Genomic DNA, 26,518 nt, shown 5'->3' on the forward strand with positions numbered 1-26,518 from the left:
AAAACACCTCTCTTTGGTTACTCATAAGCAAAATACGAAACATTATCAGCCACTTTATCATTTCTGTTGTTTGACAAAAAGAGACTTGAGTTATTGAAACCTACGCCTACATATCCATAATCAGTAATCGCCCCTGAAGGAAAGGTAGTGCCATTTGGGAAAGTCATTTTATAACCGTTGTTGCTTCCTAATCCACTCATATCAAAAGTTACCATTCCCTGTTTTGGTGTAAATAACAGGGGAATAGACCTTGTCCCTAAAGCCGGAATACTTGAAGTAGTGCCTGAAGCGAATTGTTTGCCAGCTGCGACTGCAAAGGCATTGTAGATACCAGATGGAAAGTTTTGTACGCTACCAGATGGGACTATGTTAGTTGTAGATCGTTCTGGTAACGTCCCAATTATTAACCCCGTGTCTGTGCCAATCGTCTTTCCTGCCCTTACATCACCGGCTACTGCTGTTCCATACTCACCCCCTTCACCCTGTAAGATAAAAGCCGTTCCGTCCCAGAAAATTGAGTAGACGCTGGCATAGAGTTTAGCATAATTACCATTAGGCTTTTTTATTCCATATGCCGTACCACCATTAATTTTAAGAGTTGGTGTCGTCGAACTTGCAGCATTAAATTTAATAGTGAATTTTTGGTTAGAATTTATTGCTTCATTTGTTGAAATGCTGTAAACATCCCCGACATTTGTAGTCGTTCCTAGATGTGGAACATGTTTTGAATTATCCGCCACATGTGTGTCTACTTTGTCATTGACTGACTTAAGGGCATTGGCCGTCGGAGCTTGAGTAATTGATGTGCTGGTTGTAGTATTGTTAAGTTGGACTACGCCTTTTTGTGTCGTACTGGCGTCCGGGATTGATATATTATTTACTTTACTATTGACTTCGTTGACCGCATTTACGAGAGATGTCTTATTAATTGTTGCCAAATCACCCATTACGCCGATATCGTTACGAATTTGTCCTGCGGTAGTCCCATCCATATAATCAATAATATTTTGCTTCTTTTGTTCGATTGCTATTAACGCTGAATCTTTGCTATTATCTATCTCTTTTTGCTTGTCTGTTATATATCCCTCTACATTGTCTCTGATGAACACTTCCATATTAACTAGTGCATCTTGAAATTTATTCCATTCATCTGCAGCCATCAGCTTCGAGCGTAATTGAGTAGTTAAATTTCCTAATTCGGTTTCTTCAGAAGGCGTTCTATTCGATTTAAGCTTCAACTCTTGAAATCGCTGTATTGCTGGGACGTCTGATGCTAATATTTCGGTTTTGAACTGAAAGGAATCAATTTGTCCTGGGAAGCTTGAAAAACTTGCCATTAAACAACCTCCTTAATATTCATATTAACTAGATCTATTTCCTTATTTGTCTCCAAATAAAAAAACTCCTGAAAGTTTTCGGGAGTAAAGTTTTTCTTTCCATATATTGAGTGAAATTTATTGTGTATTTCTTTGTTTAATGGAACGCCTAAACCATAATTAAAATTTATTTCAGCACATACCTTTTTTAGATTTTCTAATTCATACTCACTGTAAAGACTAATGTCATTACATATATTTAGTTTAAGACGACTAACTGTTTCGTTTATGATAGAAGCAAAAGGGTAAAGATGATGAACAATCAGATCTTTTGAGGTATTGCTTATTATACATTTATATTTAAATGAAAATAGACTTTTATTTTTCCAATCATCTAATATTGATGCGCGTAAATAATGATTTAAGTTTGTAGTTCCTGTCCAATTCGGATGATTAGTACCAGACATTAAAGATAAAGTTTCCTTTCTTTTGCATCCACATGATGTCGTATGTCCAGATGATATATCGTAAGCAGCCACTTCAATTATGTTTCCACAGGAACATAAACATTTCCAAAGAACACCATTTGAACTTCTATTTTTAGTTTTTTCAATTACTGATAATCGCCCAAATATTTTACCATTTAAATCTAAAGATCTTCTTTCCGATGTTATTTCTCGCTTTAAGCAACCACAGGAATTTGTTAGACCACTAATTAGACTTGTTGATGCAATTTCTTTTATTTTCCCACAATCACAAATGCACTTCCAATGAGCGCCTTTTTTCTTTTTAACTTCAGATAGTTCTATCGCCACTAATCTACCAAATCTCTGATTTTTAATATCTCTAATTATCCCAATTAAACCACCTCTGCGAAAATATTCATGTCACTAAAAATTTGTTGAATGCATACAAAAAAACTAGTCCCAGTAACTATTAGACTAGTGTTGTGTGAACGGTATCCAAATGCATCTTTAAAAACGTGAAATTTATTATCTTGACTCCAATACTGCAACGATATCGTCCCATTGATACCTTTTATAACGAAAAGATCTGTGTCCGGTTTTATATTAGTCATCCAAATTTTAATTGTGAAATCACCGCTTAAACTAAATCCCTCAGAAAAACTAAAAGTATCATCAGTTAGATCAATGAATTCGCCACTAAGATATATTGGACTCTTTGTAGTAGAGCCTATAATTTGTACAGTATTCCAGGAAATCTTCATTCCCGAATTATCAACATTTTCAGCAGTTAAATTAACCTTGATGTCTGGCTGCTGATACTGTACTTTAAATTGTATTAGCCCAGTAGTATTTGTTAATCCTTTTGCGCTGGTTGCCTGTGTTTCTATGTAATATGTGTTTCCACTCTGTAAATTCTCAATTAATAAACTAATATCTGGATTAGTACTAATTGGTGACTGATAAATCTTATTCTTGTTAATGTCATATAGATACATTACCCATGATCTAATTGCAATACTTTCTAGCTGAGTATATGTTGCCGTAAAAGAGTAGGAGGGCGAACCTACAGTATCAATACTATTCATTGTTACCACTGGTTTACTTGAAGTCTGAAATATATCAAAATCCGATGTAATTGAAGAGTTAGATTGATTCCATATAATAATCTGTATTTTGAACTCAAGACCATTGGAAATTGAGTTCTTAGGTACAACGTGGTTTTGAGCATAAGAAGTTATCTTGTTACTATCGTACACGAGTGCATTATCTGCATTTTTGTAGATCTTTACTTGGTAGGCTACGCTTAGATCGCCCGAAACTTGCCATGAAACTAAAATAGGATCAGCACTGTCAAGTGTCTGACCTCTGATATTAATATTAAATGGTTTTTGTAATGCCATTTATTCACATCCTTAAATTCCACGTTTACATAAAGCAAACTTATCCTTCGAATCACCGTTAACGAAAATTACATAAATATGATCGCCAGGTTTAAAGGCGACATCAGGATTGCAGGGTATTGTTTGTGATGATGTCGAGCCATCGATAAACACATTGATCTTTTTAGTACTAACTATTGAATCAACAGTCCCCAAGTGCCATTCTCCGCTTAATAAGCCTAAGTTTCTTATTTCAGTTCTGACTATTTCAGATATTAATTTATATACATATTCTTTTCCATTTGATTCGTTCATTTAAGCCTCCATTGGAATGAAGTCCCAGTTATCAATAACTTTTCTATATTTAATGCATTCGCAACTCATCAAATCAGGTTTAAGAGGAAGCGAAAAACTTTCTAATAAATACTTTCCTGAAACATTGTTCTCTGGATCATCGATTTCAATGACATCATAAACGTCATGGAGATAGTTAGGACTAATGGATAGGGATAGTTTCTCTGCGTAACCTAATCTCGCTCGCAATTCAAACTTAGCCCTCCAGAAACACTCATCTTTGGTTGTTAGAAGACCATCAGGATTACCATCATTATGAAGGTAAAGGATGTCGCCCAGTCTTTCTATGCTATAAGGACTATCTTTCCAGATGGTTTTCGTCTCAGTGACAACTAATTCATAACTACAAGTGGCGGTTTGAGAAGAGCCTCCACAAACATAGATATGATTGGCTAATTGGGACTCATCCATTTTTCTAACATTTCCAGCGTAGAAACGTTCGTTTGGATCATTATACTTATATGACCACGTTACTGGCTGGGAGTCAAAATCATTAAGATCAATTTTCTTTAATCTTAAAAATCCAAAGACATCGTAATATACTTGGCATTTTGCCAATAATGCTAAGTCTGATATTGCTTGATACAGGTTGTCATTCGGTTGATAAGTTAATGTATAGGGAACGGTTTCCGTTACCGTATCAAAGTTAAATTGAGTCTCACCCGTCTTGGCTGCAAGAGTTTTAATTGCTGTACCAATATTTACTCCAACTTCAACGGTGGTTTCAAACTTAAATTTTCCTCGCTTATCTGTGTAAAGAAACATCTTATCTTGACCCGAGACAACTGTCTTCTTACCGTCTTGTGTGTGGCTATCTTGTGGTTCAGACAGTATAAATACACCTTGTGGTATATATTCAATATTTCCGTTTCTTAATTTCAGACCTGTATAGGTCTTAACACGTTTATCAATCCAAAGAAGCTTATCTTCGCCCCAAGTGAACTCATTGTTCTTATTTAATAGAGTAAAGGAAAAATTCCTACGAATTGGGCGAGAAGAATCCACAGAAATTGAACCAATATCATCATTTGTAATCTGCTTTGTAAATTCATTTATGTAATTCATCTTTGAGTCATAGAACTCGAACTTTAAAAACGCTTGTTTAATAGGAGACTTCATTGCTGTGAGAAAATCTTGTGAGCAAGGGATCATTAAATAACCCCTTTCACATAATCTTCGTAGTTGCCAATCTCCATGAAATCAAAAATTATTGTTTTATAATCATAATCACCCCATGTATTTTGAGGAGAAGTGGCTCTAGGGTTACTAATGTCGCATACAAAAACTCTTCCATCATCAGATTTAACTAAGAAGGGTTTATGATTATAAATAAAATTGTTTAAAACCTCTTCATAATCAAGCCCTGATCGACTGAAATCTTCTGGAATTAAAACGGTAGAGAGTGAGAAAGATTCGTAATTTTTTTCTGAATAGAATACAGAAGGATACTTACTCAATGTCTCGATGACAGTTCTACCTTGATTCAATTGAGTTTCAACTTCACCAATTTTATCAATAGCTTGATCAAATCCGAGCACATTGTTTGTGTCTTTATCTACAACCCACCAACCAACAAAATCTGATTTCGCCTGAACTTCAACTGCTTTTCCGTCTAACATATTTTCAGCAAGTGGAACAATGCTATAAATTAAGTCTGTATTGGGTTGCGTATAGTCCGTATATTCAATCTTTACGTTGTTTTGAAAGGGGACAGTAGCAAGCGTGTATGAATTCAATTCATTTGCTTTTCTACGCTTAATCATAAAGGATACAATTTTCAATCCATTATTATTGATATTCCCTCCTTCAAGGTCGCCCATGAATTTGAATATCGCACGAGTATCAATTTGCCAATCTTCTTTTTCTTTTGTAGTGGACACAGTTGAGTCTGTGGCTTCACGTATCTCTAATTCATCATATACACCATTCTTTAATTCTCCATAAAAGATGTCTTTTACTGCACTTCCAGGACTTCTGAAAAAGTGTGTCCCATAAAAGTCATATCCCATTATTGCCATTTAATCACCGCCAATTTAAAAAGAGTAAGGAGGGGAGAGTGCCCCACCTTACTTTCTATTTGAAGCAATATGTGTTTCTAAACCTTTGAAAAATTCCATTGGGTTATTTGCTTTTACCGTAATATCGCCAGAGAATGTATAACTTGTTCCTGAGTTCGTTGCAACGGTTGGAGTATTTAAGCGAATATTCGACATTGTGTTTTTAATTCCGCTTGTAAGTGATTCGATAATTGCTCTAGGTTGAGTAATAATATCCTTTAGTTTCTTTTTATGTTCTTCTGTTAATACTAACTCTCCTAGTTTAAGGATGGCAGGAACTTCACCCTTAGCCAGAGGTTCTTTCCCGACTTCTCCTCCAGTATGGTACTTCCTTGTTTTAAACGATGCATTATACTCAATTGCTGCTAACGTCTCATCTGAGATTTTATTTCCGTCGATACTTACTAAGTTATTGATGTAATCTGCAGCAGCTTTTCCTGCAGATGTCGAGGTGTCGATCTTAGAAATAGCATCAGATTTTGCAGACGAGAGTGACCCAGAAGAACTTTTGGAACTTGAACTACCTCCAGACCTTGATCCTCCACCACCAGACGAACCAATGGAACCCATAGAAGCAGCCAAAGAAGCCATCTGAGCATATAATGCTTGCAGTTGTGATAACTTAGATGATACCTCACTAATATAAATGTCCCATTTTTGAAGCGATGAAGCTTGCCAGCCATCAACCACCAATTGCAAGAGTTTAGATCCTTCGTCAGCAGAAATAGAACCATCCTCTAATCCCTTTTGAAGCGCTTCTTGAAATTGAGTTAATTTAGCTTGTGTATCAGTAACTGATTGTTGATAAAGCGATGAGAGACTGGATTGATACAACTTCATTGCCTCAAGATTTTGCTGATGGATTTCTTTTGTCCTATCTAACTTGTCTTGAAGAATTTGTATTGTATCATTTTTCTCTTTCTGCAAACGGTCGATTTCATCCTGAATTGCTTGCTTAACATCATCTCGCTCATATTGTTTAACAAGATCGTCTTTTTGTTTCTCTAATTCATCAACACGGGCTTTATCATAAGTTAAAATCTCTTCGCCAGCTTGGTTGATATATGAAAAACGTTTATCTTTTTTAACTTTATTGATCTCATCGTTAAGTTCTTGAAGCTTCTTGATTCTGTCTTCCTTGTTGTACTGTTCATCAAGATTTTTCAATATCTCTTGTTGCTTTTCAATTTGGCTGTCATAATACTTCCCAGTATTGTTAATATAATCTGAAATTGCATCTTCTTCTTTTTGATATTGCAGTTCAGTATCTCGAATTGCATCGTTCATATCATTAATCTTGTTTTTTAAATCAGCGACAAGATTAATTTGTGACTTAATCTGATTGCTCAAGTCAGACATATTGCTAAAGTTTACATCGCTTAAATCTATTGTATAGTTAAGTGCAGTTTTTACTTCATTGGCAATATCTCTAACTTTAGATGCATAGTCCTGAAGATTGGAACGAGTTTGAGAGGTAGTATCTACAAAGTTAACACCGCCACTAAATACTCCATCAACTTTATCTAGGGAAACTAAAATTGAATCAACGGAGTCATCAAACTCACCAGCATCGAATATTTCTCCAAGATCGAGAGAAGACTTCATTCGGTCAAATACGGTCGTAAGCTTATCACTTGCCATTTCATAAAGTGACTTTGTGACATCTTTTATGGACTTGTCGTAATTGACCATATCAATAGTTAGTTGTTGTATTCTTTCACTCTTAGTTTTATACTGGTCACTTTCTTTGGGAAGTGTGGAGAGTTGTTGTAATGCTAATGTGAGCTCCTCATTCGCTAATTCTTTCTGTTTACTGATAAGAGGAATTTGTTTCATTAGTTCATCACTATACTCTGAAGAAGATTCACTCATGAGTGAGAGTTTAGCTGATGAAATTTCAAGTTGGTCTCCAACACTATTAATTTTACTTACATATTCGTCAAGTTGGCTTTCTCCAATAGCAAATATCTTTTCCTGTTTTTGCTGTTCAATTTCGATCCATTTGCGACTATTGTCAGCAATTTGTTTATCAAATTCTCCAGAAGTTATTTTCTTATCATTAACAAGTTTTTTTATGTTGTCGTTGCTTGCATGCAACTCTTTTTGCTGATCTTCTAGTGCTTTGATTTGAGTTTGCTCTTCATTGCGCCATTGTTGAGATATTTGAGAATATTTAGATTGTTTTGTTTGAGAGTTAGCAATTAGCGTATCTAGGTTTTCGAGCTTGCCCTGAGACTCTTTTACAAAATCATTGATGTAGGCAATACGATTCTGATATTGCTTTAATTCATTATCAGATAACTGTTGTTCAGCGTCTGCCTTCGCATTAATTTTCTCACTTTGTGAAGGATTCTTGGTTGATGTCTTCGTGCCGCTTGAACTCGAAGAGGCGGAAGATACACTACTTGAGCCACCACCACTAACAACTCTTCTTGCTCCATCGTATTTATAAGTTTCCGTCCATGTTTTACTGTTTAGATTTTGTTCACTCAAACCATGGTTGCCCATTTGGAGGAACTTGCCGTTTCCAGTATAAACACCAACATGCGAAGCCGTCTTTCCAGTGGTATTAAAGAATACGAGGTCACCAGGCTGCAAATCCGCCTTATCGACTTTAGTACCTGTTTTAAATTGCGCAGCCGCTGTACGGGGGAGATTTACATCTGCAAACTGCTTAAACATCTCCTGAACAAACTGAGAACAGTCAGAAAGTGCTCTGTTTACAAACTGGTCATATGTTCCCTTGAATTCGCCGGTAATTTGTTTATAAGTAAGTTTTCCTTGAAGTCCTCTGCCATTAGCTATCAGATTATCGATGCTTGATGAAGGAGCAGAAGAATTAGAGGGAGCGCTATTGGAAGTACCAGACGGAACTTTAGTTGAAGTTGTAACCTTTTGCGATACGAGTTTTGAAGGATCGGCAATTCCTTCTTTTAAAAGCTCTGCTTGTTGTTGCAACAGTTTATTTTCTTGCTCAATTGAGTTTCGATATTCCTTCGAACCTTGTTTTAATCTGGATCGTTTATTATCTAGGTCGCTCAATTCTTTTTTAACTGCAGCCAATCTCTTTTGAGTTTCGGTTAGAAGTTCATTAGTTTCGCTGATTGTATCGTTTGATTGCTTTTGTTGCTTATCGGCTTGAGCTGAGGTAGCGGAAAGATCGCTCCTAGCACCTTTAAGAATGTTTAATTGAGTCTCAAGACCATTTAAATTGTCGATCTCAGCTTGAAGAGACAAACTTGTTGTATCTCCAATGCGTCTAATGCCAGCGATTTGCCTTTCTGCTTCGCGGTCAGAAATTTGTCCACTAGCAACCATTTCATTAAGTTCATCAATACGCTGATTAACTCTTTCTTCGCTTACCTTTTTAAGTGCATTATATTCTTCTTCGAGGGCAGCAATTCTAATTTTCGAGTTACTGATTGCGGACTCCGTTTTCTTGATTTCGCTATCAAAGAATTCAAATTTTTCTTCTTTTTTTGCTTTAAGGAACTCAAGAACTTTATCTTTACTTAGCCCAGTAACTTTAACAAAATCACCATACATTTTATTCAGTTTTGAAACTGTGCTAGTTGATAACGTATTATTCTTAGATAGTTCTCCCTGAGCATCGGTCAATAGTTCAATTTCTGACTTAGAACTAGTAATGCTCTCGGCAAGTTTATCGAAATCAGTCGAAGAACCTTGAACAAGATTTGAAATGCTGTTATTAGCGGAGTTTGCTTTCTCGGCAATATTATTCAGGCTATTGATAATCTCTGAATTACCCTGAATAGAAGGAATCTGTTTAAGCTCATCAACGACTGCCTGAATATTGCTTCCATCGAAATTACGAACGACATTTTGAATCTCGACCATACTTTCTTGGAAGTCTTTCGTTGGTTGGGATGAGAAGACACCAGTTAAATTATCAAACAGTTTTGTTTGCTCGTCAGTGTAATTTTTAACTGCAGCAGATTGCGTCTTGAAAGTATTGATTACTTTTTGATTGCGAAGACTCTCACCATCATTAATTTTGTCCATTAAAGGCTGGATTTCGCTAATCTTACTTTCAACCTGTTCCAGAGCCTTTAACCATTCTTCATTTGTTTTGGGTAATGTGCCCATGCTACTGAAGAAATCTTTATAATCATCTACATTAAGCTTATTGTGGTTGTAAATTTTGTCCTGCAAATCAAGCAAGGTCTTATAATATTCAACCAGACTCATATCCTTAGCTTTAAATGCAGGATTGTCAATAATTTTATATCCGCCTTCAGCAGAACGATTACTTAGTTTTCCACTCAATACAGGCGATGCAAACTTTTTATCATTGAGCGCGTTGACGATAATGTCATTGGACTTAATTTGTTCATCTAATTTCTTGCCACTTAGACCTTCAATTAACTTTGCTTGTTCTTCATATTTACCATTAACTAAATCGATTCCTTTGGCCTCTTCACCAAAACTATCAATCAATTGGCTCTGTAATTCAAACATCTTATCCTTGACGTTCGCGTCCGTTTCAATTGCATTGTGGTTTTCTTTATAATACGAAGATACTTCATCTAACGTGCTAGAAAGTTTTGAGTACTTATTGTCGGTATCATCAATCAATTGCTTAGTTTTTTCCAATGAACCGTTCCAATTAGATGAAACAGTATATAATACTGAAATCCCCGTAGCAATAAGTCCAAATAAACCCAATGCTCTCTGTAACCCGGTCATCGCAACAGCTGTAGTTTCAGCTGCGGTTGTAGTTGCTTGAAGGGCGGTTCTTGTTGTAAATAATGCAGCAACTGCGGAGGAGAGTGAGGTTATGGTGGATGCTACCGCTTTTGATTTAAATGTTAAGAAAATTCCAGTAGCTAATATGAGAACATTTCCAATATCACCAAAAACTCCTACTAGCTTTGTTCCTAGATCAATAAGCGATTTTAACCAAGCCGAATCGATACTATTACTCCAAAATTCAGATACAGTGTTCTTAAACACAGCAACATGGCCCTGCATGGATTCCATGTATTTTTCATTTTCTCTAGCAGCAGATCCAAATGAATTTAATCCGGCCTGTAAAGCTCCTTCAGCATCCTGCCAGTTGTTCAACATACTTGCAACAACGTTACCTTGTAGTTTGCCAGCTACTAATTCCAGGATATCGGCACGGTTGAAATCAGAGAGGGTACCCCATACTTTAGCCAAGTCACTGAAGATATCATATGTACTCTTAAACGTATTATCATTTTTCTTTAGTGTAAGACCAATGGAATTAAATTTCTTTTCCATTGACGGTAACAATGCAGTTAGATCTTCGCCATCTTCTGAGACACCACGAATACGCATAGAGACGGTTTTGAGGGCATTTCCGACTTTGGCGGGGTCCTGTACTGTCGAATTGGCAGCGGTAATCATGGCTACTGACTCTTCAATAGTGTTACCAGCCTCAGATAAAGAGGAGGCCGAACGCTTCATTGCTTCACCAATACCGGCAGAACTGATTGCGAATTTATTACCAACTTCATTGTAGACATCGACAACGTGTGAGATGTTCTTTCCTTGATTATCAACCTCGACACCAAAACCCTTGATGGTTGCAATGAGTGCCTCAGATGCGTCCTCAGCAGTTTTAATATCGCCAACATTTTGGTATACGGTTGTCTGCTTGGCTAACTGCTGAGATTGTTGAATAGTATAGCCCAATCTTGCCCACATAGTCGTAGACTTAATAACATCAAGTGTTAATGCACCGATTTCATTTGCCGTGTTAGATGCTGAGTCGATAAAACTTTTATAAGTTGAATCTGTCTCGTCAGTTACCTTTTTCAGGTCGGTCATTGCAGTATCTAAATCATAAACATACTGAATACCATTTTGAAGTGCGTGAAGCGGAGCATATATAGCCGTAGCAGCTACCATCCAGATCGGGAATTTCTGCATTGCAGTCGACAGTGCTTCGCCGAATCCGATTGTATGTGAAGTAGCAGTCTTTGCGTTTGCAGTTACTTGTTTTAATTGAGTATTTAAATCGGTAAATTTTGATTTATAGTCACCGATATTGCTAATACCTTTTAATTGCGACTCAATATCTCCGAGTCCTGAACGCACTCCAGGGTCGGAACCGAATCTGCGCTTAATATCGGCAATTTTCGCTTCAGTATCAGCAACTGATTTTAGGTAATCTTGTTCACGCTTAGCATTTTGCTGGAGGGCTAAATAATGCGTCTTTTCAAGTTGTTCAGCATCTTTTAGAATCTTTTGCTCTTCTTCAAAACGAGCCTTTAGATTAGCAACAAATTCTTTATTGCGCTGTTCTTCTTCCTTAAGGTTTTTATCTGCAATTGCTTTGCGAATATTGTAATTTTCTTTAGCAACCTGTTCGCGCTGCTTATTTATTTCTTGTTCCTGTTTTAGTGCGTCTTGTTGTTGCTTAAGGTAGTTGGTAACTTCGTCATAGTTCTTTACATTACCAGACTGGTCAGATCTAACATTAATTGATTGACCAAGTTGGTTTTGATATGTATTTGAATAACTTGTTACTTCGCCAAATTTATTTTTGTTGGCTTTTGTCTTTGCTAAAGAGTAACCCTCAAGCTCTTTCTCGAGCTGTTTAATAGTTCTAATTTGAGATTGATACTCAGATGATTCGGATTGTAAAGCTTTCTTGTTTGCATCGTGTATCGTTTTAGTTTTGCTTATTACTTCGCCATTCTTAAGAATCTGTTGAGTTACCTTTTCTATAGAACCATCAAGGTGTTTGTATTCAGTAACTGTTTCCTGGACAACTTTATTCTGCGATTGAAGGGATACATTCAGTTTTTTAGTGGCATCAATAAAATTGTTGATTGACTTGACAAAACTTTGATCGACATCAATCTTCAAACTTAACTTCTGGAGAGAGGGAGATTTAGCAAGGGCTCTAATACCTTGATTTATATCCTTCAGTGCTTTACCTGTGTTTAACTCTGCTGAGATAAGAATAGACAAATCGGACATTACGTATATCACTTCCTTTTTATAATAAAAAAAGAAGCGATATAAGATCGCTTCTTAAGTTGAGAATATGAAGATTTTTAAAAACACTAAGCAATACTGTAGAGATCTTTCTTAACCTCTATAGTATTGCTTAGTGTTTTTCATAAAAAAACCACTCAATATTGAGTGGAAAGTAGAGCATATGGCTATTGAAAATACTGTTTAATGTTTTTATCTAATATATTCTTTATTGACTGAATATCTTCTGCGGATATTCCCGTGCTTGAATCAACGGCGTAATCGTCATTTTCATTTTTAGTTAAAGTAGGAGAGCTAATTTTAATTGAATCCAAAATTGTTAAATAAGGTTCAGTTAAATCTAACATGAGTTTTGCCTTTTCTAGCTCGTTTTTGTTATTCGCGTCTTCAATGTCTGCTGTGAGAAATTCAATATATTGGGGAATTGGATTTTCTAATTTAATTTCTCCGGTTTTCTTATCACGATTGTTAAAGGCATCGGATAAACTTACATATAGATCTTTAATCATATCGACGGTGGAATCATCATCGATGGTTTTTGCGAATTCCGGTTTTAATTTTAAAGAAGATGAGAAAGATACTTCTTTTGCTTTTTCTTTCGCACAGGCTGACAATATGACCGCAAAGCTCAGAACAAATAACAACAAAAATAATTTAGATTTCACAGAGTTCAACCTTTCATCTGTATGATAAGAACAGTTTATCATAATTAGTGGGGAAATATGCCATCTAATTAATACGGATGAAAGGTGAATGAGTCTCAGTTTATTTTTGATATTATTTATGCAAACTCATGTCTATATATAGTGTTTGAAAATTATATAAATACTATATATAGACAAGAATTCTTGATAAAATGATAGTTTTATCATGTTGTAAGTTTATTGCTTAGATAATTAATTTCCCGTATTTTGATAAACATCCATGTTACTATGATCCAGTAAATAAAACCCGTTGGTGGTAAATTTAATAATTGGTCGATTGCCATCTGCCCCCACATCCCAATAAGTGCAGATATGATAGATACTAGTTGGATAATATCTCTTTTCTTTTTCATTACCAATGTCTTTTCTTTTCTAATTTTCAACAAGGACATTACACCATAAACCACTGGAAAAAAATAAATGGCTAAGCCGATTAATCCTGAATAAAGAATCAAGTTCAATAAGCTGCTTTCCACATTTGTAAATACACCCACTGCTTGTGGGCTCGGGTTATATCCAATCCCCTTACCCATTGAGAGAAATAGTACTTTGTCCATTGGAGATAGATGAGCGAGGTGTGAAAAGAAATCTTGATACTGGAACGTTCTGCCTGCGCCTGTGGGGTCGTTAGCAAATATTCTTTCCTGTAGACCAAAGGCGAAAACCGAAACCACGATGGCTGCTAAAACACCAATAAAATACTTTAGCATCGGTAAGTACAGAAGTGACAAGGCCATTAATCCCAATGCTACTCCAAGCAAGGCACTACGTGAAAGTGACATCATTACGCAAAATAAGGATGAAAGCAGAATCAAAGCGTAAATAATTCTTTGCTTTCGACTGGTGAATGCGTTCGACAGAAACCATCCAGTCAATATGAGAACTCCAACAATCATTACGCAGCCGAATAAATTTCCGTTCTGAAAGGTTCCTACTAGTTTTAAGCCAACTGCAGTAACATTCATTTTCATCTCAAAAAGCTGGTTACCGAACTCTTGATAATCTGAATAATTTACAGTCAGTCCTGGAATTAGAATTGCATAATGACCAAACAAATACTGAGCCACACCATAGATTGCTGTAAGTGAAAATGTAATGAAAAATGTTTTAGAGAGTTTTTCTGGTTTGTCATAATATACGAAATATAGGAACATCGTAGTTAAAATCGGCAAATAAACAGGAATAAATCGAGTCAATGATCCTATCAAACCGTTTTGAGTAAATGAATAGAACATCATCAACGATAGGGCTATACCTGAAAAGAACATGTATTTTTGTACCAAAGAAGTGGTAATGGTATAACTCATTTTCATTCTTGATTGACGCATAAATATTAACCCAAACGAGAAGAGGGCCATACCTAATATTAACGAACTAATAACTATTGGAGAGTCAGCAAGTTTAAGCCCAGCTTTTGGAAAGGTAAAAACAAAAAGAAAGTATGTAGATGTAATGGCTACTAGATACTTATTTGAAAAAGACATAATACCTAGAAATACTGCAAAAATGGCCCCAAGTAATATCAAGGAAGGAGTTAAACCTCTAGAGCAGACTACTCCAACAGCTAATGATAATGCTAATACTAAAAACGTCCCGAAACTTCGCTTTACGGCAAACATATATCCCCCACCTATAACCTTATTCGATACGCTATGTATCGATCATATCCTCTGGTGGCTTATTTTGTCAATTAATACTAGTTAGATATTTGCTTCCAGTCAGTCGAAGCGGTTGTACCGACAGCCATATAGATTATTCCACCTACGATGGCTATTTGTCCTTTGTATAAAGGTGTATTAGTAATGCTCGTGATAGGTGGGTTAGCCCCATCCCATACATCACTACCTTTATGCCAGGTTGGCCGTCCCTCTGTTTCGTTAAAGTATTCGAAACCGACAGATACGGCAGTTGTTCCGCCTGATGGTCGTTCCGAGGTTGATCCCCGAGCAGACAGAACTCTACTATAAGGCTTCCATCGTGGAGAGACTTCACTGGCATTTAAGTATGAGATGTTAGCGTAGGCATTTGTGACACCGTAGGTGCCCCCTTGAAAGACGATACCCGGGCTGCTGTCGTTCCGAGTTGAGTAAATACTTCCACCAACAATGACAAACCCATTAGTAATCTCTGAACTATCACCTCCGCCAATATCAACTCCGAAGGAATTGCTGTCAGTTTTTACATAAAGATTTGCAATGTTCGTTCTCCAGCCTTTGATTACATTAATAGCATTTTTATTAAAGTCACTACTGTTGGAACGGTTTGGATAGTAGATGCTTAGTTGATTTACAGTAATGTCGATTGTTGAAGACGTAACAAAAGCTCTCTTATCAGAGTTTCTGATACTTAGTTTTTCGATTGTGACTCCACCAATTTGCTCAGCATAGAAATTTTGTCCACCGTTAATTTTAAGTTCTTCAATGTATATGTCATGGTCTGGGATGTTGCTGGATATGGGGTATGGGTACCCCAAACTATTTCCGATCAGGTTGAATAACGAACCGTCTGCATGTATTTTCTCAGCGGATATGTTTTTGACATTTCGGAATCGGATTTCATTATTTGATCGAACCTTACCGAGAAACTTAACCCCTCGGCATCGTTCAAGATAGACCCCATACAAGGAATTATCATCCACATCAATATTTTCAGCGGTAACATCAAATAGGGTAAAATCGTCTTTTGTTGGCCAATCGCTTGCATCCATAAAATTGAAATACTGAACCTGGAAACCTACATTATTATTTTTACCCCTAACGTTCCGTATCCGAATTTTTCTGCTTGCTAGATATGACCATTTGATCGTTGTTCCGTCTGCAATTGCACTATCTACAATTACGGCAGTCTTACGATTCCTAGCGTCTACATTCTCTACTGTGATATCATATCCGCCGCTCACTCTGACACCGTTTGCGTGATCGTCTCCATCTACAATAATATTGCGAATGATGGAGTGATTGTTATTTCGTGTGGTCATATCTGGGCTATTAAACGGCGGGCGTCCATTATTGTATACGTACGGGTTTGCGGGATTTGTTAGATCGTAATAAGTTACAAGAGCAACACAATCATCGCCAACATCAGTCCCCCGAACTCCGTCAACTAAAATATTTCGATGACACGCATTAAAGTGGAGTCCATCTGCATGTGTATGTTCTAAAATGAGGTTTTCGACTACAATATCTCTACATCCCTGAAATATGACTCCAGCTTGCGGAGCGTTTTTTACTCGACAGTTTACTAAGTTAATATTTCTTGGGCATTGTTCGGCATCAATACCACCCCAAAAGTAGAATGCGTCACCAGTTGAACGATTAACAGGGCGAACTGCCCACTCAACTGCAACATTCTCGAATGTAATATTGTTACAATTTCCTTTAACTACAATACCATTGCATTGGTCCCCGAGGTTGGTAGTTGGGTTTAGGTTATCCATCCATAAAACTGCCGCAGGATCAAATAGAATCTTGATGTTTGATATATCGAGTAATGTGATTCCACCATAATCTCTTGTTCGGTCACTCCCTCTTCCGATGCGGTATTTACCCTCTGGAAAGTAGAGAATTCCTCCGCCATTTTGTTTTAATCGTGCTATGGCGTTTTTTATTGAATTGAAATCATCGGTTACTCCGTTACCCTTTGCCCCAAAATCTTTAACAGTTAATATTTTGAAGGAATCTCTAAGTTCGTTTGAAAATAACTTGTTTTCTTTCATTCGTCATCACGCTCCATACTTACCAGACCATTTGTAATCGATTCCGACTTCTACTATGACAACAGATTCAATTAACGCATCATTGTCATTAATCTGGAACCCTTGGTCTGCATCGAGCACATTTTTATCTTTTCCATTAACAATTACCGTGCAGGCTTGGGAGTTAAGAAAAGAGAATTCATAATATTTGCCTCGGGGTGAATTCCACCTTGCATCAATGACAGGGAGGACTTCTTGATTTGCAGTTGAAGTACCTTTATCGCTTCTAATACCCAGACTGATCATTCATAATACAACTCCTCAATATAAATTGTTATTTAAAAACAGGAGAGAACCAGAGGAGTCTTTGCTTGAAGTGAACGCTCTCGCCTATTAAAATCAAAAAAATAAAACCCTTATAAATAAAGGGTTTTTTGGTGTGAAAAACTTGATAAAAGATGGATTTCATCTTAAACGATGGACACACAGGTAATCTTATTCCACTCCATAGGATTCAATGGGGGAGGATCGCCAATAAAGACAGGACCATAGGTGTATGTATATTGATTAGGTTGTTTATACTGCTTATCTATTTTATCCTTGAATTCAGCGATTTCTGTAGGTGTACCTTCAACTTCAAAGCCATAAATTTTAGCTTTCATCGTTAATGCTCACTTTCATCTTTTATTTTCTTCTTCAATTGATTAATTTTGTCTCTGATTTCTGCTTTGGATTGAGGTTTAATGTACGATTGACGCGTAGTTTCTATGGATTTGTGGTTTGCAAGTTCTGCAGCGAGGGACATGTCTCCGGTCTTTTTGTAAATGGAGTTTAATGTTGTTTTCCGTATACAGTGAGCATGGAAGTCGTCCAATCCAATGATTTCACCAATTTTCTTAATCCGATTTTGGATAGTGCCTTTATCCATTGGCTTGTATTCGTTTCTATATTTAGTAATGAATAATGAATCTACAGAAAGGTCGTCCATGTCTTTTCTTATTTCTAGCCAATCAGAGATCAATTGCTTAGCTTCTTCTGAGAAAATGACCTCAACTTTATATCCGCGTTTCTCACGAATGTCTGTGAAAATCATGTTTTCTAAATCAAGAGAGGAGAGGGTGAGTTTAGAAATAGCACCAATCCTGTTTGCGGATTCGAGCATTACTTCCCATATAATACGATCTTGAATATCGTACCTTTTGTCCTCTTCAATCAACCCTTTACGGATAATCTCAATTTGATCGTCATCAAGGAAGTATGAGTTTATAATCTTTTCTTCATTTGCACCCTTCATACGTTCAAGTTGTTTATCGAAAGGGTGACGGTCAACATATTTACGTTTCATGCTCCATAGGTAAAACGAACTGACCGCCGATATCTTAGTGTTAATTACTTTCTTGTTGTTCTTTAATGTTTCCTGACAGAATGAAATGAATGACTCCATAATTTCAACTGCGTTTTCAAAGAATTCATCCGAATAAAGACCAATATTATCCCATTCTTCCGAGAGGAAGACCAAGAACTGTGTAAAATAGTTTTCGTAAGCCTTATATGTAGTCTCTTTAACATCGCGGTTTTTGATGATGCTACTATGTAAATACTTCTCGTATAGCTTCTTATTATCTGGAGAAATCCTAGCTTTGCGTTCTGCTGTAAAATACTTCACTTTAATTATTTTTGCCGCCAATTTTAACTCACCCTGATTTCATAATCATATCCCACGCCAGAATAAATCTCTTCATAAGATAGCCATTCTGGCCGTTTAATCTCATGCAAAAAGCCAAACATCTCGTCCAATGTTCTTTCTTTGAAATCTTGAGGATAGAATATTTTATAATTAAAAATACTCAATAGCTCGGAAACCTTATGATCAAATCTTTCTTTGTAATCTTTCTCCATTCGACTTATCTTTTCCCCATAAGGATATAGACCAGCAATTTCGAGCCAAATAATATCGCCATTATACAAAATTACATAGTCGCAATCTTTCTTTCCTTCGTAATCAGGAATCCATTCGTTATAAGATACATTTCTTAAATAAGATATTTTATTTTTTCGAAGCCAGTTTGAGACATCAAATTCATAATTACTTTTACACAGTTCACCATTAGCGAATTCATGATGTGATCCAGAATTTCCGACACTAATATCAAAACCGTAATGAATTAATGTTTTATTCCAAGATCCATACCTGTTTTGATAGCACCAAAAGGAAGGGTAATCTGGATTGTTATTGAATTCATGTAATTTAGGAGGACGACCATTCAAATTAACGAAGTCCATAAACTTCTCTTTTAGTTCGATATCTGTATAGCGAGAGACCTTCTCTTTCAGTCCAGCAGCTTTGATTGCGTTATTCCACGATCCGAATTCTTTATTAAAATGGTACGACGAGGGGTAACCTTTTGCGTCATCCATATCTTTGGCATAAGGCTGTCTGCCGAACTCATTTATGAAACGATCTATTTCAGTTAAAAGATATTCCTTGGTATAGTTGAGTTTAGGTGGAATATCGAAACCTGCTTGCCTAAGCGCTTCATCGAAAGAGGGGAAATGATTAGTAAAAGTTTTTCGAGATGGATATCCTTCAAGCTTTTCAAAATCTTTCTGTACCGGCATTCTTCCATGCTCTTTGACAAACCTTTGAAGCTCAGCGATAAGAAATTCTTGTTTATATCCACTATATTTACTTTTGATATCAAATACTCCTTTCCGATAAAATAACTCTTTTATTTAACTTTCACGTCTAGTCCTTGTTTCTTGAGTCCGACATACAACGCAGCTACGTGACCCCTGGTATCTGCAAGTTCTTCTTTAGTAGCTTCAACAAAGTCACGAGGTCTGCCATAGTAGGGGAATTCAAAATCGTAACCATCTCCGCTGACGATAACTTCACTCACATTCTTATCTCCATCCATGCGATGCGACTCAATGGATAATGTAGTATCATTGACCATTGTCGTAAGGATGTTTTCGTCATCAGTTAGACCGCCATCATCTTTTTGTCTTTCGTATAAAACAGGTTCATAAACTGCATATACAACATCTTCAATTTTCTCTTTCATTGTTTCTCTGCCAACTTGAGCAACACTTGTTTGAAGTGACTTACTTATTTTCGCTTTAATCAGGTTCTCAAGCTCTTTTAAGTCTTTTGCTTTAGGCATTTACTTCACCAGTTGAAAGAGAAGAGGAGATTGCATATTCGCCAATAAGTTTTCCAAGGCGATTACTATTTTTTGCGAGTTTATCATATACTTTGTTCAATTCTGACTCTTCATAGGAATTAATCACTTCCTCAAGAATGCCTGTATCATACAGTACCTTTGCAACTTCAATAAACTTAGCCACATTACGGTCTTTAGGAATCATTGGGACATTGGAGAACTCTCTTAAAATTAATGTTTGAAGAATGGCTCCCGTTCCTCGAATAAACTCGTCGTCAATTTGATTTCCTCTACTTACTTCCTCAAACATAGACAGATAGTCGAAGATAACTGTATCGATTTTCGATTCCTTAAATGCGATATCGATTACTACTTCTTTATCACCTAATACATATACAGTCTTTTTTTTATCTTTAGACTTTGCTGCGTTGTTAATAGCAGACGCTGTTAGTTTACTCATTTATTTCACTCCCGTTTTATTGATGTGTCCTAAGACACTTTATTAAACATTCTTTTGAGAAGAAGGCTCTAAAAATGCCTTAATAAAAAGTAAAAAGAAGAGACTATATCAAAATAGTCTCTTCTTTGAAAGTGTTATATTTATTTAATTAAGCGACTTCATTTTGATCGTAAATAGTCATTGTGTACAGTTCATTGCCATTAACCGGCTTTAGGATTTGCATTGGAATATCAAATGCAGAAGGATCTCCATCAGCAGCCATCGAAATTGTCCAGTTATCTTCCATCTTGGCTTTATTAATTACAATTTGTGCAGCATAATCTTTCTCATCTTCTGTATTACGAACAAGGCAATCAAGTACAACTTTATATGTACCAGCGAACTTGTCAGAAGATACGGTAATGGTTTTCGCTGTTGTTCCAGTGTTAACTTTGTAGTAAACTGCAACTTCTTCGCCATCCTCAAACTCTCCATCTGCAAAGGTAACCACTTTAGCAGCAAGAGTGTACTCACCAGTTTCTGCAGTATCTGATGCAAATGTAATCTCTTCGCCATGTGTACCATCAGCATTCAGTTTGTAAACGCTGATTAGTCCTTTAGCGGCATCTAGCGGAGTCGATTTCAGTGTCACCTTATCAGAAGCAACTTTCAATGCTTCTCTTTGGTACACAGATTTCGCACCAGTAGCAATATCGTTACCCGTCATCATTGCAATAACCTCATTAGTGAATACTGCGTCTTGAAGTGTTACCGTACCACCACGGTTACCAGAAAATCCAACGATGTTGGCATTACCGCGACCACCTTTTGCATAAACGGTTTCGGCGGTATTCTCAAGACCAGAAGTTTTGAGGTTCGTTAATTGGACACGAGCTTTACCCGTAGATAGATCATAGAATGTAGCAAGCGCTACTTCTCGTACTGCCCATACGTTTGGTGTTGCCATTAAATAATTCCTCCATTTATGTATTTATTTTATTTGCCCAGTGAATATCGGACATTTTTATGTTTTTACCATCTATAGTGCCTGCGTACATTCCTGTAAGAGTATGATGATAGTTATCAATATTGTTTGTGATATAAAAACCACTATAGATTTGGAAGATGTTTAAATCAAATACATTAAAGATATTTAAACCATTCTGCTTCCAAGCTAGGGCGGTAACAATGCTTACTAAGTCCATTTTTTCTTTTGGTTTAGGCTGCTTTTTTCTGTTCTTTAAAATTGCATTTATCATTTCTTGTGCTTTAGAGTTACCAGGTTTAAACTCTGGTTCTTTTTCGAACTTTATATGATTTGCAGTTTTAATTGCATGCTGAAAGCTATCAAAGTTGGAATGATCAAGCCTTCCATCGTCTCCAATAATAAAAAATGCTTCATACATGCTGTCAGTCATGACAACATTTGATCTGAAAAGCATTTTTAAAGCTGCCAAAGAAGCATTTCTGAAGTCTTCATCGTGATAACAGTTTGCATAGAATACGTCAAAATTGGTGATAGAATCATCTATGCTTTGCTGAAGCATGGTTTTATCGATTATTAGCTGTGCCAAAAGTTGATTATATGTACTTAGGCCTATCTCGGACACTTCGCGAAATGTTGGAATATAAATAAATCCAGCCTTGTCTAATGGAATAGGGAGGTTAGCTAGTAGTTTGCATTCCAGGTCTTCTTGGTTCATATAATCACTCCACTAACTTGAAAGAGGTATAGAACCCTGCGTAACTGTCGTTAACATACATCTCATCCATCTTATAAAAATTGGTTTTTCCAATTCCTATCCCTCGCTGACCATCCATTAGTTTGTTAATCTCATCCAATAAGTAGTCACTTCTGAGAAATCCATAATCAGTTCTCATTAGGCTATTGTGAATGATTACGTAGAGATAAATATATCCTTTGGTAAATCGGTTGTTGATTGGTCCATAACCTCTAAAAGCCATTGTGATATAACTTTTTGCCTCGACACTCAACTCAGGCACTTTGCTTGTTGGATAGATGTTTTCATAAAACAAATCGCTACCATCTTCAATGTCTGGCTTATCTAAGAAGTCACTATCTGGGTAATACAGTGCTTTACACAAGTCAGGTGAGCCGATAAGCCTTAGCATAATCGTTTCTTTGTCTTTGCTTAAATCCTTTAATCTGCTCATCGAACACACCTCCTCAGATAGCAGATTTTATTTGAATCTGTTTTGATGAAGAAATTAACCCATCATCTGATTCAACATGTAGTAAGACATAACCAATAGAATCTCCCCGAACAGAGCATGCGTTGTTCGATTGAGATGTAATTATTGCCGATGAGGTAGAATTACCATTTAAATCGGTTAGCCTAAACAATCCAGATATATGAACTTCGGTTCCATTGTCACAAAAGACACAATTATAAGATTTTGATTTTGACTTAGTAATCGTAGTGTCACCATTAATCATTACTGAATAGTTATGACTTTCGACAACTGATATTGTAACTTCGATTATCATATAAACATCCTTATATCCGACAGTTACTGTAGCTTGACCATCAGAAATACCGGTTATAAGTCCTAATTCATCGACAGTGCAAATATCGGGGTCCGAAGATACAAAAGATAGAGTAGGGGAGAGGAGAGGAGTCCCATTATTAGTGACTGTAACAGAGGGGATAAAAGTATCTCCGACTTTTAATGAAATGTTTGTTTGATCAAGTTGGATAGAGTAATTTGGTTTAACATAATCAGCAATGCGCAGTTCAACATTATCCTTTGATGGGTCGATTGCATCAGCATCAAGAACAAGATATATCAAGTTGTCTTCAAGTCTATCAATAGCGCTTATTTTCCAGGCTCGACCATCAAAAACAAACCTTCGTCCCTTTGTGAAAAGAGAGGTGTGAGTATTATTTTGAATTGTCAACTGTCTTCGCTCATTATCCAGGTTGATAATTTTCCCGTCTTGAATACCAAAGTTACTCAACGCAGTTGTTGTATAAGTAAACCAAGTCTCTTGAACATCACCAGCGGAATCAAGCCACTTTAGAGTTGATAAGCATTTACGCAATATGCCACTCTTATAAACTTCACTGTTTTCATCGTAGTGAATGACAATCCACTTATCATTTTTCCATTCTACAGTTCTACCGGCTATGATTGACGAATGAAATGGTGCAATGAAATCCTTAGTATCCTTTGCATCACTATTATCTGTGATTTGAAGATCGTATTTATCATTGGAATCTACATCTACTACCTGATAGTAAACAGGAGATTCTTTAAATACAGAATTTAAATTCTGTTCACTAACATTCACTCTGATGTCACGGATATTTGCTCCATACATTTCATCACGTAATTTATACTTGTCTTTATAACTCATTTGAGGTTACCCAAATTACCATTGTTATAGGTGTAATCGAGTATAAGTTTCTCTGCTTCTTTTCTCTTGGTATCCCTAATATCCAATAGCTGCTTTAAATGTGCCGCTTGAGATGTCATTGAGAAATCTTTTGTTGACATGAATTGTTTTAGATTCTCAATAGATATAATAAGTGGATTAAGGTATTCAACAACCATCAGCGTTCCGAGTATTAATATGTCTTCGTCTCCAAGTCTCTCTTCAAAAGACAGTCCATCTCGCTTGGACAAATCTAATTTACACTTTCTAAATCGAGGAATACTGTTCAGCAGATATCGATATTTTAGGCCGTCATCAGCATCATTCTCCATGAAAATAGAGTCCGATATCTGACTTAAAAACACATCGTAAATTTCATCAAATTGAGTTCCCACTAGCAACACCCCAATTAGTTATTAGGGTCTAGTTTTTGTCCTAAACCTTCTTCGATTGCTTTGATGACATGAACATCTCTAAGTTCCCCAACTAAATATTTATCTCTTGCAAATCCAAAAATCAGAGATTTAGTATTCGCATTCGCTTCTTTAATTGCTTGTTTAATTTGCTCAGGAGATTGTCCAAGAATATGATTGATGTCATCTAAATCAACAACATTTTTCTGGAATCGAGCAAGGTTCAAATATTCAACTGCCTCTTGATCCAATACCTTAAGCCATCCTTTTTCAAGGAATGATCGCTGCGACGAAAGCATTGTTCTGAGTTCGCTCAATTCCATAACGTCTTCATCACCAAAGTCAGTGAATTTCCAGACCTGACCAGAACGAGGGGATTTATAAATCAAGCCACCTTTGACATTACTGGCTACTGAGACCAACATATTCTCGTCTAACTTTTTACGTACTTTCTTTTGTTCTTGAGTTTGTTCTTTGTTCTCTGTTTTATTTGTACTCATAGATTGTTTTGCCAAAATATTTACTCCCTTCAAAATAAATTTTTAAAGGAGGGGAGTATCCCCTCCAGTTTTGCAATTAAGCCAGAATATATACGCCGTATTTAGTGGCAGTTTCCACGCCTACGCCATATTTCTTACGAAGTTCGTATTCCTTGGAGTCATCTTTATTTCCTGTTGCTTCGTTAATGAGTGCTTCACCTTCCATGACAAACTTAACAATCTTCTCATCACCGTTAGGAAGAATGAGCAGGAAGTTATTATCAATTGCAAATTCATCGGTACCGACTTTGTGTGCTTGAGGCATAATGCCGAACGTAATACCATCTACTTCTTTAAAGTAGCCATCAGCATTGCGGGCGTTTTTCATGTCCTCAGAAACGTAAGAAGGAACTGCTTTCTGAACTGCAAGACGAGTACCAATAACCATTGGATTCATGCCTGTTTGAGCACGAACATGTTCTACAAGTGTATTGAATTCATCTGCATCCCAAGATCCGGTATATTTGTACGGAGCGGTAAGGCCATTATAAGCAGCTTTAACAGCATTAAAAATTTGTTCAGTAGCTTTAGCTTTAAAAGATGCCTCGACTTTATTTACAAGTTTAACCCAATCAACACGACCGGCAAGGAAACGTTCAAGTTCTTCATAAATTGCTACTCCATACCAATCAGTATCGATTTGGTAAGGTTGGCCTTCAGCAATTCTCTGGCGTTGCAGGTTGTTAGTGCCACCGGCAATTTTTGCAACTTCAAAGAGTTCATCGGACTCTGGAAGAAAGGAGAGTTTGTCACCGAATGCCGTAGAGCGATAATCAACGAATTGATCGAATTGATCTTTAATTCCTTCTTCAACACGCACGTCTACAACTTCTTCAATGATCTCGAAAATGTCGTTTTTGTTTCTGCGGAATTTCTTAGCATCGAATTTACCATCTGCGGAACCAGTAAGTTTGTTTAGAGCTTCACGAAGCTTTTCGTTAGCTTCTTCTTTGGAGTATGTTGCAACAGAGCCTTTCAATAGATCTGTTGCCAAATCAATAATCGCATTTTGTGTTTCCATAAAATTATAAATCCTCCTGTATAATTATATATATTTTATTAGGCTTGAATAACGCGGAAAGTAGTTGCAGGTTGTCCGTAAAGCTTTCCTTTGCGAATAACTACCGCAGCGAATCGAGTACCACCAGTAAGATCGGCCGCTGCAGCAAGTTTTGTTTTCCCATTAGCAGGAAGGAGATACTTATCAACAGCGCTTACTCCATCAATTACATCATCAGTTACGGTAACAATGTCACCTACATAAAAATGATCAGCACGAGATGGTTTACCTGCTTTGTTTACAAAGTCAAGAAGACCTTTGCCTTTCTCATAGACTAGTTCAGGTGAGGAAACAATAAGAATTTCTTGTGTAGTTACGTCAGTCGGTGCTACACCGTTAACCAATTCTCTTTCATTAGCAACTGGGGAACCTAGAGCTACAACTTGACCGTTTTGAGTATCAGCAGCAAGAACAATACTTTCAATATTGCCTGCTACAACAGATTGCATTTTATCTTTGCGAATCGCCATAATTTATAAAATCCTCCTTGGTTTTTAAAAGAAAATAAATAAACACACCATTGGTGTGTTAAATAATTTAATATA

At 36.6% G+C, this 26,518-nt stretch carries 24 protein-coding genes; all 24 read right to left on the minus strand.

What is annotated here, in order from left to right:
- Nucleotides 1-17 precede the first annotated feature (17 nt).
- The 24 genes from CJP46_RS02235 to CJP46_RS02350 all read right to left on the minus strand — a co-directional run bounded on the left by CJP46_RS02235 (nt 18) and on the right by CJP46_RS02350 (nt 26,443).
- A complete protein-coding gene (locus tag CJP46_RS02235; RefSeq protein ID WP_094593963.1) occupies nt 18-1,337 on the minus strand; it encodes a tail fiber protein in 1,320 nt (439 codons plus the stop codon).
- A complete protein-coding gene (locus tag CJP46_RS36060; RefSeq protein ID WP_143812906.1) occupies nt 1,337-2,131 on the minus strand; it encodes a hypothetical protein in 795 nt (264 codons plus the stop codon). Before CJP46_RS36060 ends, CJP46_RS02235 begins: the two co-directional genes overlap by 1 nt.
- 44 nt (nt 2,132-2,175) lie before the next feature.
- On the minus strand, nt 2,176-3,183 hold the full coding sequence (locus tag CJP46_RS02245) for a hypothetical protein (RefSeq protein WP_094593965.1): 1,008 nt from the start codon (nt 3,181-3,183) through the stop codon (nt 2,176-2,178).
- Between the two features lie 12 nt (nt 3,184-3,195).
- Entirely contained in the window at nt 3,196-3,477 is a 282-nt protein-coding gene (locus CJP46_RS02250) for a hypothetical protein (protein ID WP_094593966.1), read from the minus strand.
- Nucleotides 3,478-4,668, minus strand: coding sequence for a hypothetical protein (locus CJP46_RS02255; protein ID WP_094593967.1), 1,191 nt, complete (start codon nt 4,666-4,668; stop codon nt 3,478-3,480).
- Nucleotides 4,668-5,534: a hypothetical protein gene (locus CJP46_RS02260; RefSeq protein ID WP_094593968.1), complete on the minus strand. Its 867-nt coding sequence runs from the start codon at nt 5,532-5,534 to the stop codon at nt 4,668-4,670. Before CJP46_RS02260 ends, CJP46_RS02255 begins: the two co-directional genes overlap by 1 nt.
- Before the next feature lie 48 nt (nt 5,535-5,582).
- A complete protein-coding gene (locus CJP46_RS37355) occupies nt 5,583-12,545 on the minus strand; it encodes a phage tail tape measure protein (protein ID WP_094593969.1) in 6,963 nt (2,320 codons plus the stop codon).
- Between the two features lie 185 nt (nt 12,546-12,730).
- Nucleotides 12,731-13,228, minus strand: a complete 498-nt coding sequence (locus CJP46_RS02270; protein WP_094593970.1) for a hypothetical protein — start codon at nt 13,226-13,228, stop codon at nt 12,731-12,733.
- A gap of 203 nt (nt 13,229-13,431) precedes the next feature.
- Entirely contained in the window at nt 13,432-14,886 is a 1,455-nt protein-coding gene (locus tag CJP46_RS02275) for an O-antigen ligase family protein (protein WP_094593971.1), read from the minus strand.
- 77 nt (nt 14,887-14,963) lie between these two features.
- A complete protein-coding gene (locus tag CJP46_RS02280; protein WP_094593972.1) occupies nt 14,964-16,982 on the minus strand; it encodes a glycosyl hydrolase family 28-related protein in 2,019 nt (672 codons plus the stop codon).
- Between the two features lie 6 nt (nt 16,983-16,988).
- Nucleotides 16,989-17,267 carry a hypothetical protein gene (locus CJP46_RS02285; RefSeq protein ID WP_094593973.1) on the minus strand — a complete coding sequence of 93 codons (279 nt, stop codon included), beginning with the start codon at nt 17,265-17,267 and terminating at the stop codon, nt 16,989-16,991.
- A 164-nt stretch (nt 17,268-17,431) separates the two neighbouring features.
- Complete coding sequence (locus CJP46_RS02290) at nt 17,432-17,623, minus strand: hypothetical protein (RefSeq protein ID WP_094593974.1); 192 nt, start codon at nt 17,621-17,623, stop codon at nt 17,432-17,434.
- 2 nt (nt 17,624-17,625) lie between these two features.
- On the minus strand, nt 17,626-18,648 hold the full coding sequence (locus CJP46_RS02295) for a tyrosine-type recombinase/integrase (protein WP_094593975.1): 1,023 nt from the start codon (nt 18,646-18,648) through the stop codon (nt 17,626-17,628).
- 2 nt (nt 18,649-18,650) lie between these two features.
- Entirely contained in the window at nt 18,651-19,694 is a 1,044-nt protein-coding gene (locus CJP46_RS02300; RefSeq protein WP_306431035.1) for a homing endonuclease associated repeat-containing protein, read from the minus strand.
- A complete protein-coding gene (locus CJP46_RS02305) occupies nt 19,691-20,125 on the minus strand; it encodes a hypothetical protein (RefSeq protein WP_094593977.1) in 435 nt (144 codons plus the stop codon). Before CJP46_RS02305 ends, CJP46_RS02300 begins: the two co-directional genes overlap by 4 nt.
- Nucleotides 20,118-20,585: a hypothetical protein gene (locus CJP46_RS02310; protein WP_094593978.1), complete on the minus strand. Its 468-nt coding sequence runs from the start codon at nt 20,583-20,585 to the stop codon at nt 20,118-20,120. Before CJP46_RS02310 ends, CJP46_RS02305 begins: the two co-directional genes overlap by 8 nt.
- 148 nt (nt 20,586-20,733) lie before the next feature.
- Nucleotides 20,734-21,531, minus strand: a complete 798-nt coding sequence (locus CJP46_RS02315; protein WP_094593979.1) for a hypothetical protein — start codon at nt 21,529-21,531, stop codon at nt 20,734-20,736.
- Between the two features lie 16 nt (nt 21,532-21,547).
- A complete protein-coding gene (locus tag CJP46_RS02320; protein ID WP_094593980.1) occupies nt 21,548-22,267 on the minus strand; it encodes a hypothetical protein in 720 nt (239 codons plus the stop codon).
- Nucleotides 22,268-22,271: 4 nt separating this feature from the next.
- Nucleotides 22,272-22,739 (minus strand): hypothetical protein, encoded by a 468-nt coding sequence (locus tag CJP46_RS02325; protein WP_094593981.1) that lies wholly within the window; start codon nt 22,737-22,739, stop codon nt 22,272-22,274.
- Nucleotides 22,740-22,752: 13 nt separating this feature from the next.
- A complete protein-coding gene (locus CJP46_RS02330) occupies nt 22,753-23,943 on the minus strand; it encodes an Ig-like domain-containing protein (protein ID WP_094593982.1) in 1,191 nt (396 codons plus the stop codon).
- Nucleotides 23,940-24,356 carry a hypothetical protein gene (locus tag CJP46_RS02335; protein ID WP_094593983.1) on the minus strand — a complete coding sequence of 139 codons (417 nt, stop codon included), beginning with the start codon at nt 24,354-24,356 and terminating at the stop codon, nt 23,940-23,942. Before CJP46_RS02335 ends, CJP46_RS02330 begins: the two co-directional genes overlap by 4 nt.
- 14 nt (nt 24,357-24,370) lie before the next feature.
- Nucleotides 24,371-24,889: a hypothetical protein gene (locus CJP46_RS02340; RefSeq protein WP_143812907.1), complete on the minus strand. Its 519-nt coding sequence runs from the start codon at nt 24,887-24,889 to the stop codon at nt 24,371-24,373.
- Nucleotides 24,890-24,950: 61 nt separating this feature from the next.
- Nucleotides 24,951-25,934, minus strand: a complete 984-nt coding sequence (locus CJP46_RS02345; protein WP_094593985.1) for a hypothetical protein — start codon at nt 25,932-25,934, stop codon at nt 24,951-24,953.
- A gap of 38 nt (nt 25,935-25,972) precedes the next feature.
- On the minus strand, nt 25,973-26,443 hold the full coding sequence (locus tag CJP46_RS02350) for a hypothetical protein (protein WP_094593986.1): 471 nt from the start codon (nt 26,441-26,443) through the stop codon (nt 25,973-25,975).
- Nucleotides 26,444-26,518: the final 75 nt, after the last annotated feature.

It is taken from the genome of Paenibacillus sp. XY044, from assembly GCF_002257645.1.
Classification (GTDB): Bacteria; Bacillota; Bacilli; order Paenibacillales; family Paenibacillaceae; genus Paenibacillus_AQ.

Excerpts from the sequence above, each read along its gene's own strand:
- CJP46_RS02235 (WP_094593963.1), bottom strand. The coding sequence starts at position 1,337 with ATGGCAAGTTTTTCAAGCTTCCCAGGACAAATTGATTCCTTTCAGTTC.
- CJP46_RS02245 (WP_094593965.1), bottom strand. The coding sequence starts at position 3,183 with ATGGCATTACAAAAACCATTTAATATTAATATCAGAGGTCAGACACTT.
- CJP46_RS02250 (WP_094593966.1), bottom strand. The coding sequence starts at position 3,477 with ATGAACGAATCAAATGGAAAAGAATATGTATATAAATTAATATCTGAA.
- CJP46_RS02255 (WP_094593967.1), bottom strand. The coding sequence starts at position 4,668 with ATGATCCCTTGCTCACAAGATTTTCTCACAGCAATGAAGTCTCCTATT.
- CJP46_RS02260 (WP_094593968.1), bottom strand. The coding sequence starts at position 5,534 with ATGGCAATAATGGGATATGACTTTTATGGGACACACTTTTTCAGAAGT.
- CJP46_RS37355 (WP_094593969.1), bottom strand. The coding sequence starts at position 12,545 with ATGTCCGATTTGTCTATTCTTATCTCAGCAGAGTTAAACACAGGTAAA.
- CJP46_RS02275 (WP_094593971.1), bottom strand. The coding sequence starts at position 14,886 with ATGTTTGCCGTAAAGCGAAGTTTCGGGACGTTTTTAGTATTAGCATTA.
- CJP46_RS02280 (WP_094593972.1), bottom strand. The coding sequence starts at position 16,982 with ATGAAAGAAAACAAGTTATTTTCAAACGAACTTAGAGATTCCTTCAAA.
- CJP46_RS02285 (WP_094593973.1), bottom strand. The coding sequence starts at position 17,267 with ATGATCAGTCTGGGTATTAGAAGCGATAAAGGTACTTCAACTGCAAAT.
- CJP46_RS02290 (WP_094593974.1), bottom strand. The coding sequence starts at position 17,623 with ATGAAAGCTAAAATTTATGGCTTTGAAGTTGAAGGTACACCTACAGAA.
- CJP46_RS02305 (WP_094593977.1), bottom strand. The coding sequence starts at position 20,125 with ATGCCTAAAGCAAAAGACTTAAAAGAGCTTGAGAACCTGATTAAAGCG.
- CJP46_RS02310 (WP_094593978.1), bottom strand. The coding sequence starts at position 20,585 with ATGAGTAAACTAACAGCGTCTGCTATTAACAACGCAGCAAAGTCTAAA.
- CJP46_RS02315 (WP_094593979.1), bottom strand. The coding sequence starts at position 21,531 with ATGGCAACACCAAACGTATGGGCAGTACGAGAAGTAGCGCTTGCTACA.
- CJP46_RS02320 (WP_094593980.1), bottom strand. The coding sequence starts at position 22,267 with ATGAACCAAGAAGACCTGGAATGCAAACTACTAGCTAACCTCCCTATT.
- CJP46_RS02325 (WP_094593981.1), bottom strand. The coding sequence starts at position 22,739 with ATGAGCAGATTAAAGGATTTAAGCAAAGACAAAGAAACGATTATGCTA.
- CJP46_RS02330 (WP_094593982.1), bottom strand. The coding sequence starts at position 23,943 with ATGAGTTATAAAGACAAGTATAAATTACGTGATGAAATGTATGGAGCA.
- CJP46_RS02345 (WP_094593985.1), bottom strand. The coding sequence starts at position 25,934 with ATGGAAACACAAAATGCGATTATTGATTTGGCAACAGATCTATTGAAA.
- CJP46_RS02350 (WP_094593986.1), bottom strand. The coding sequence starts at position 26,443 with ATGGCGATTCGCAAAGATAAAATGCAATCTGTTGTAGCAGGCAATATT.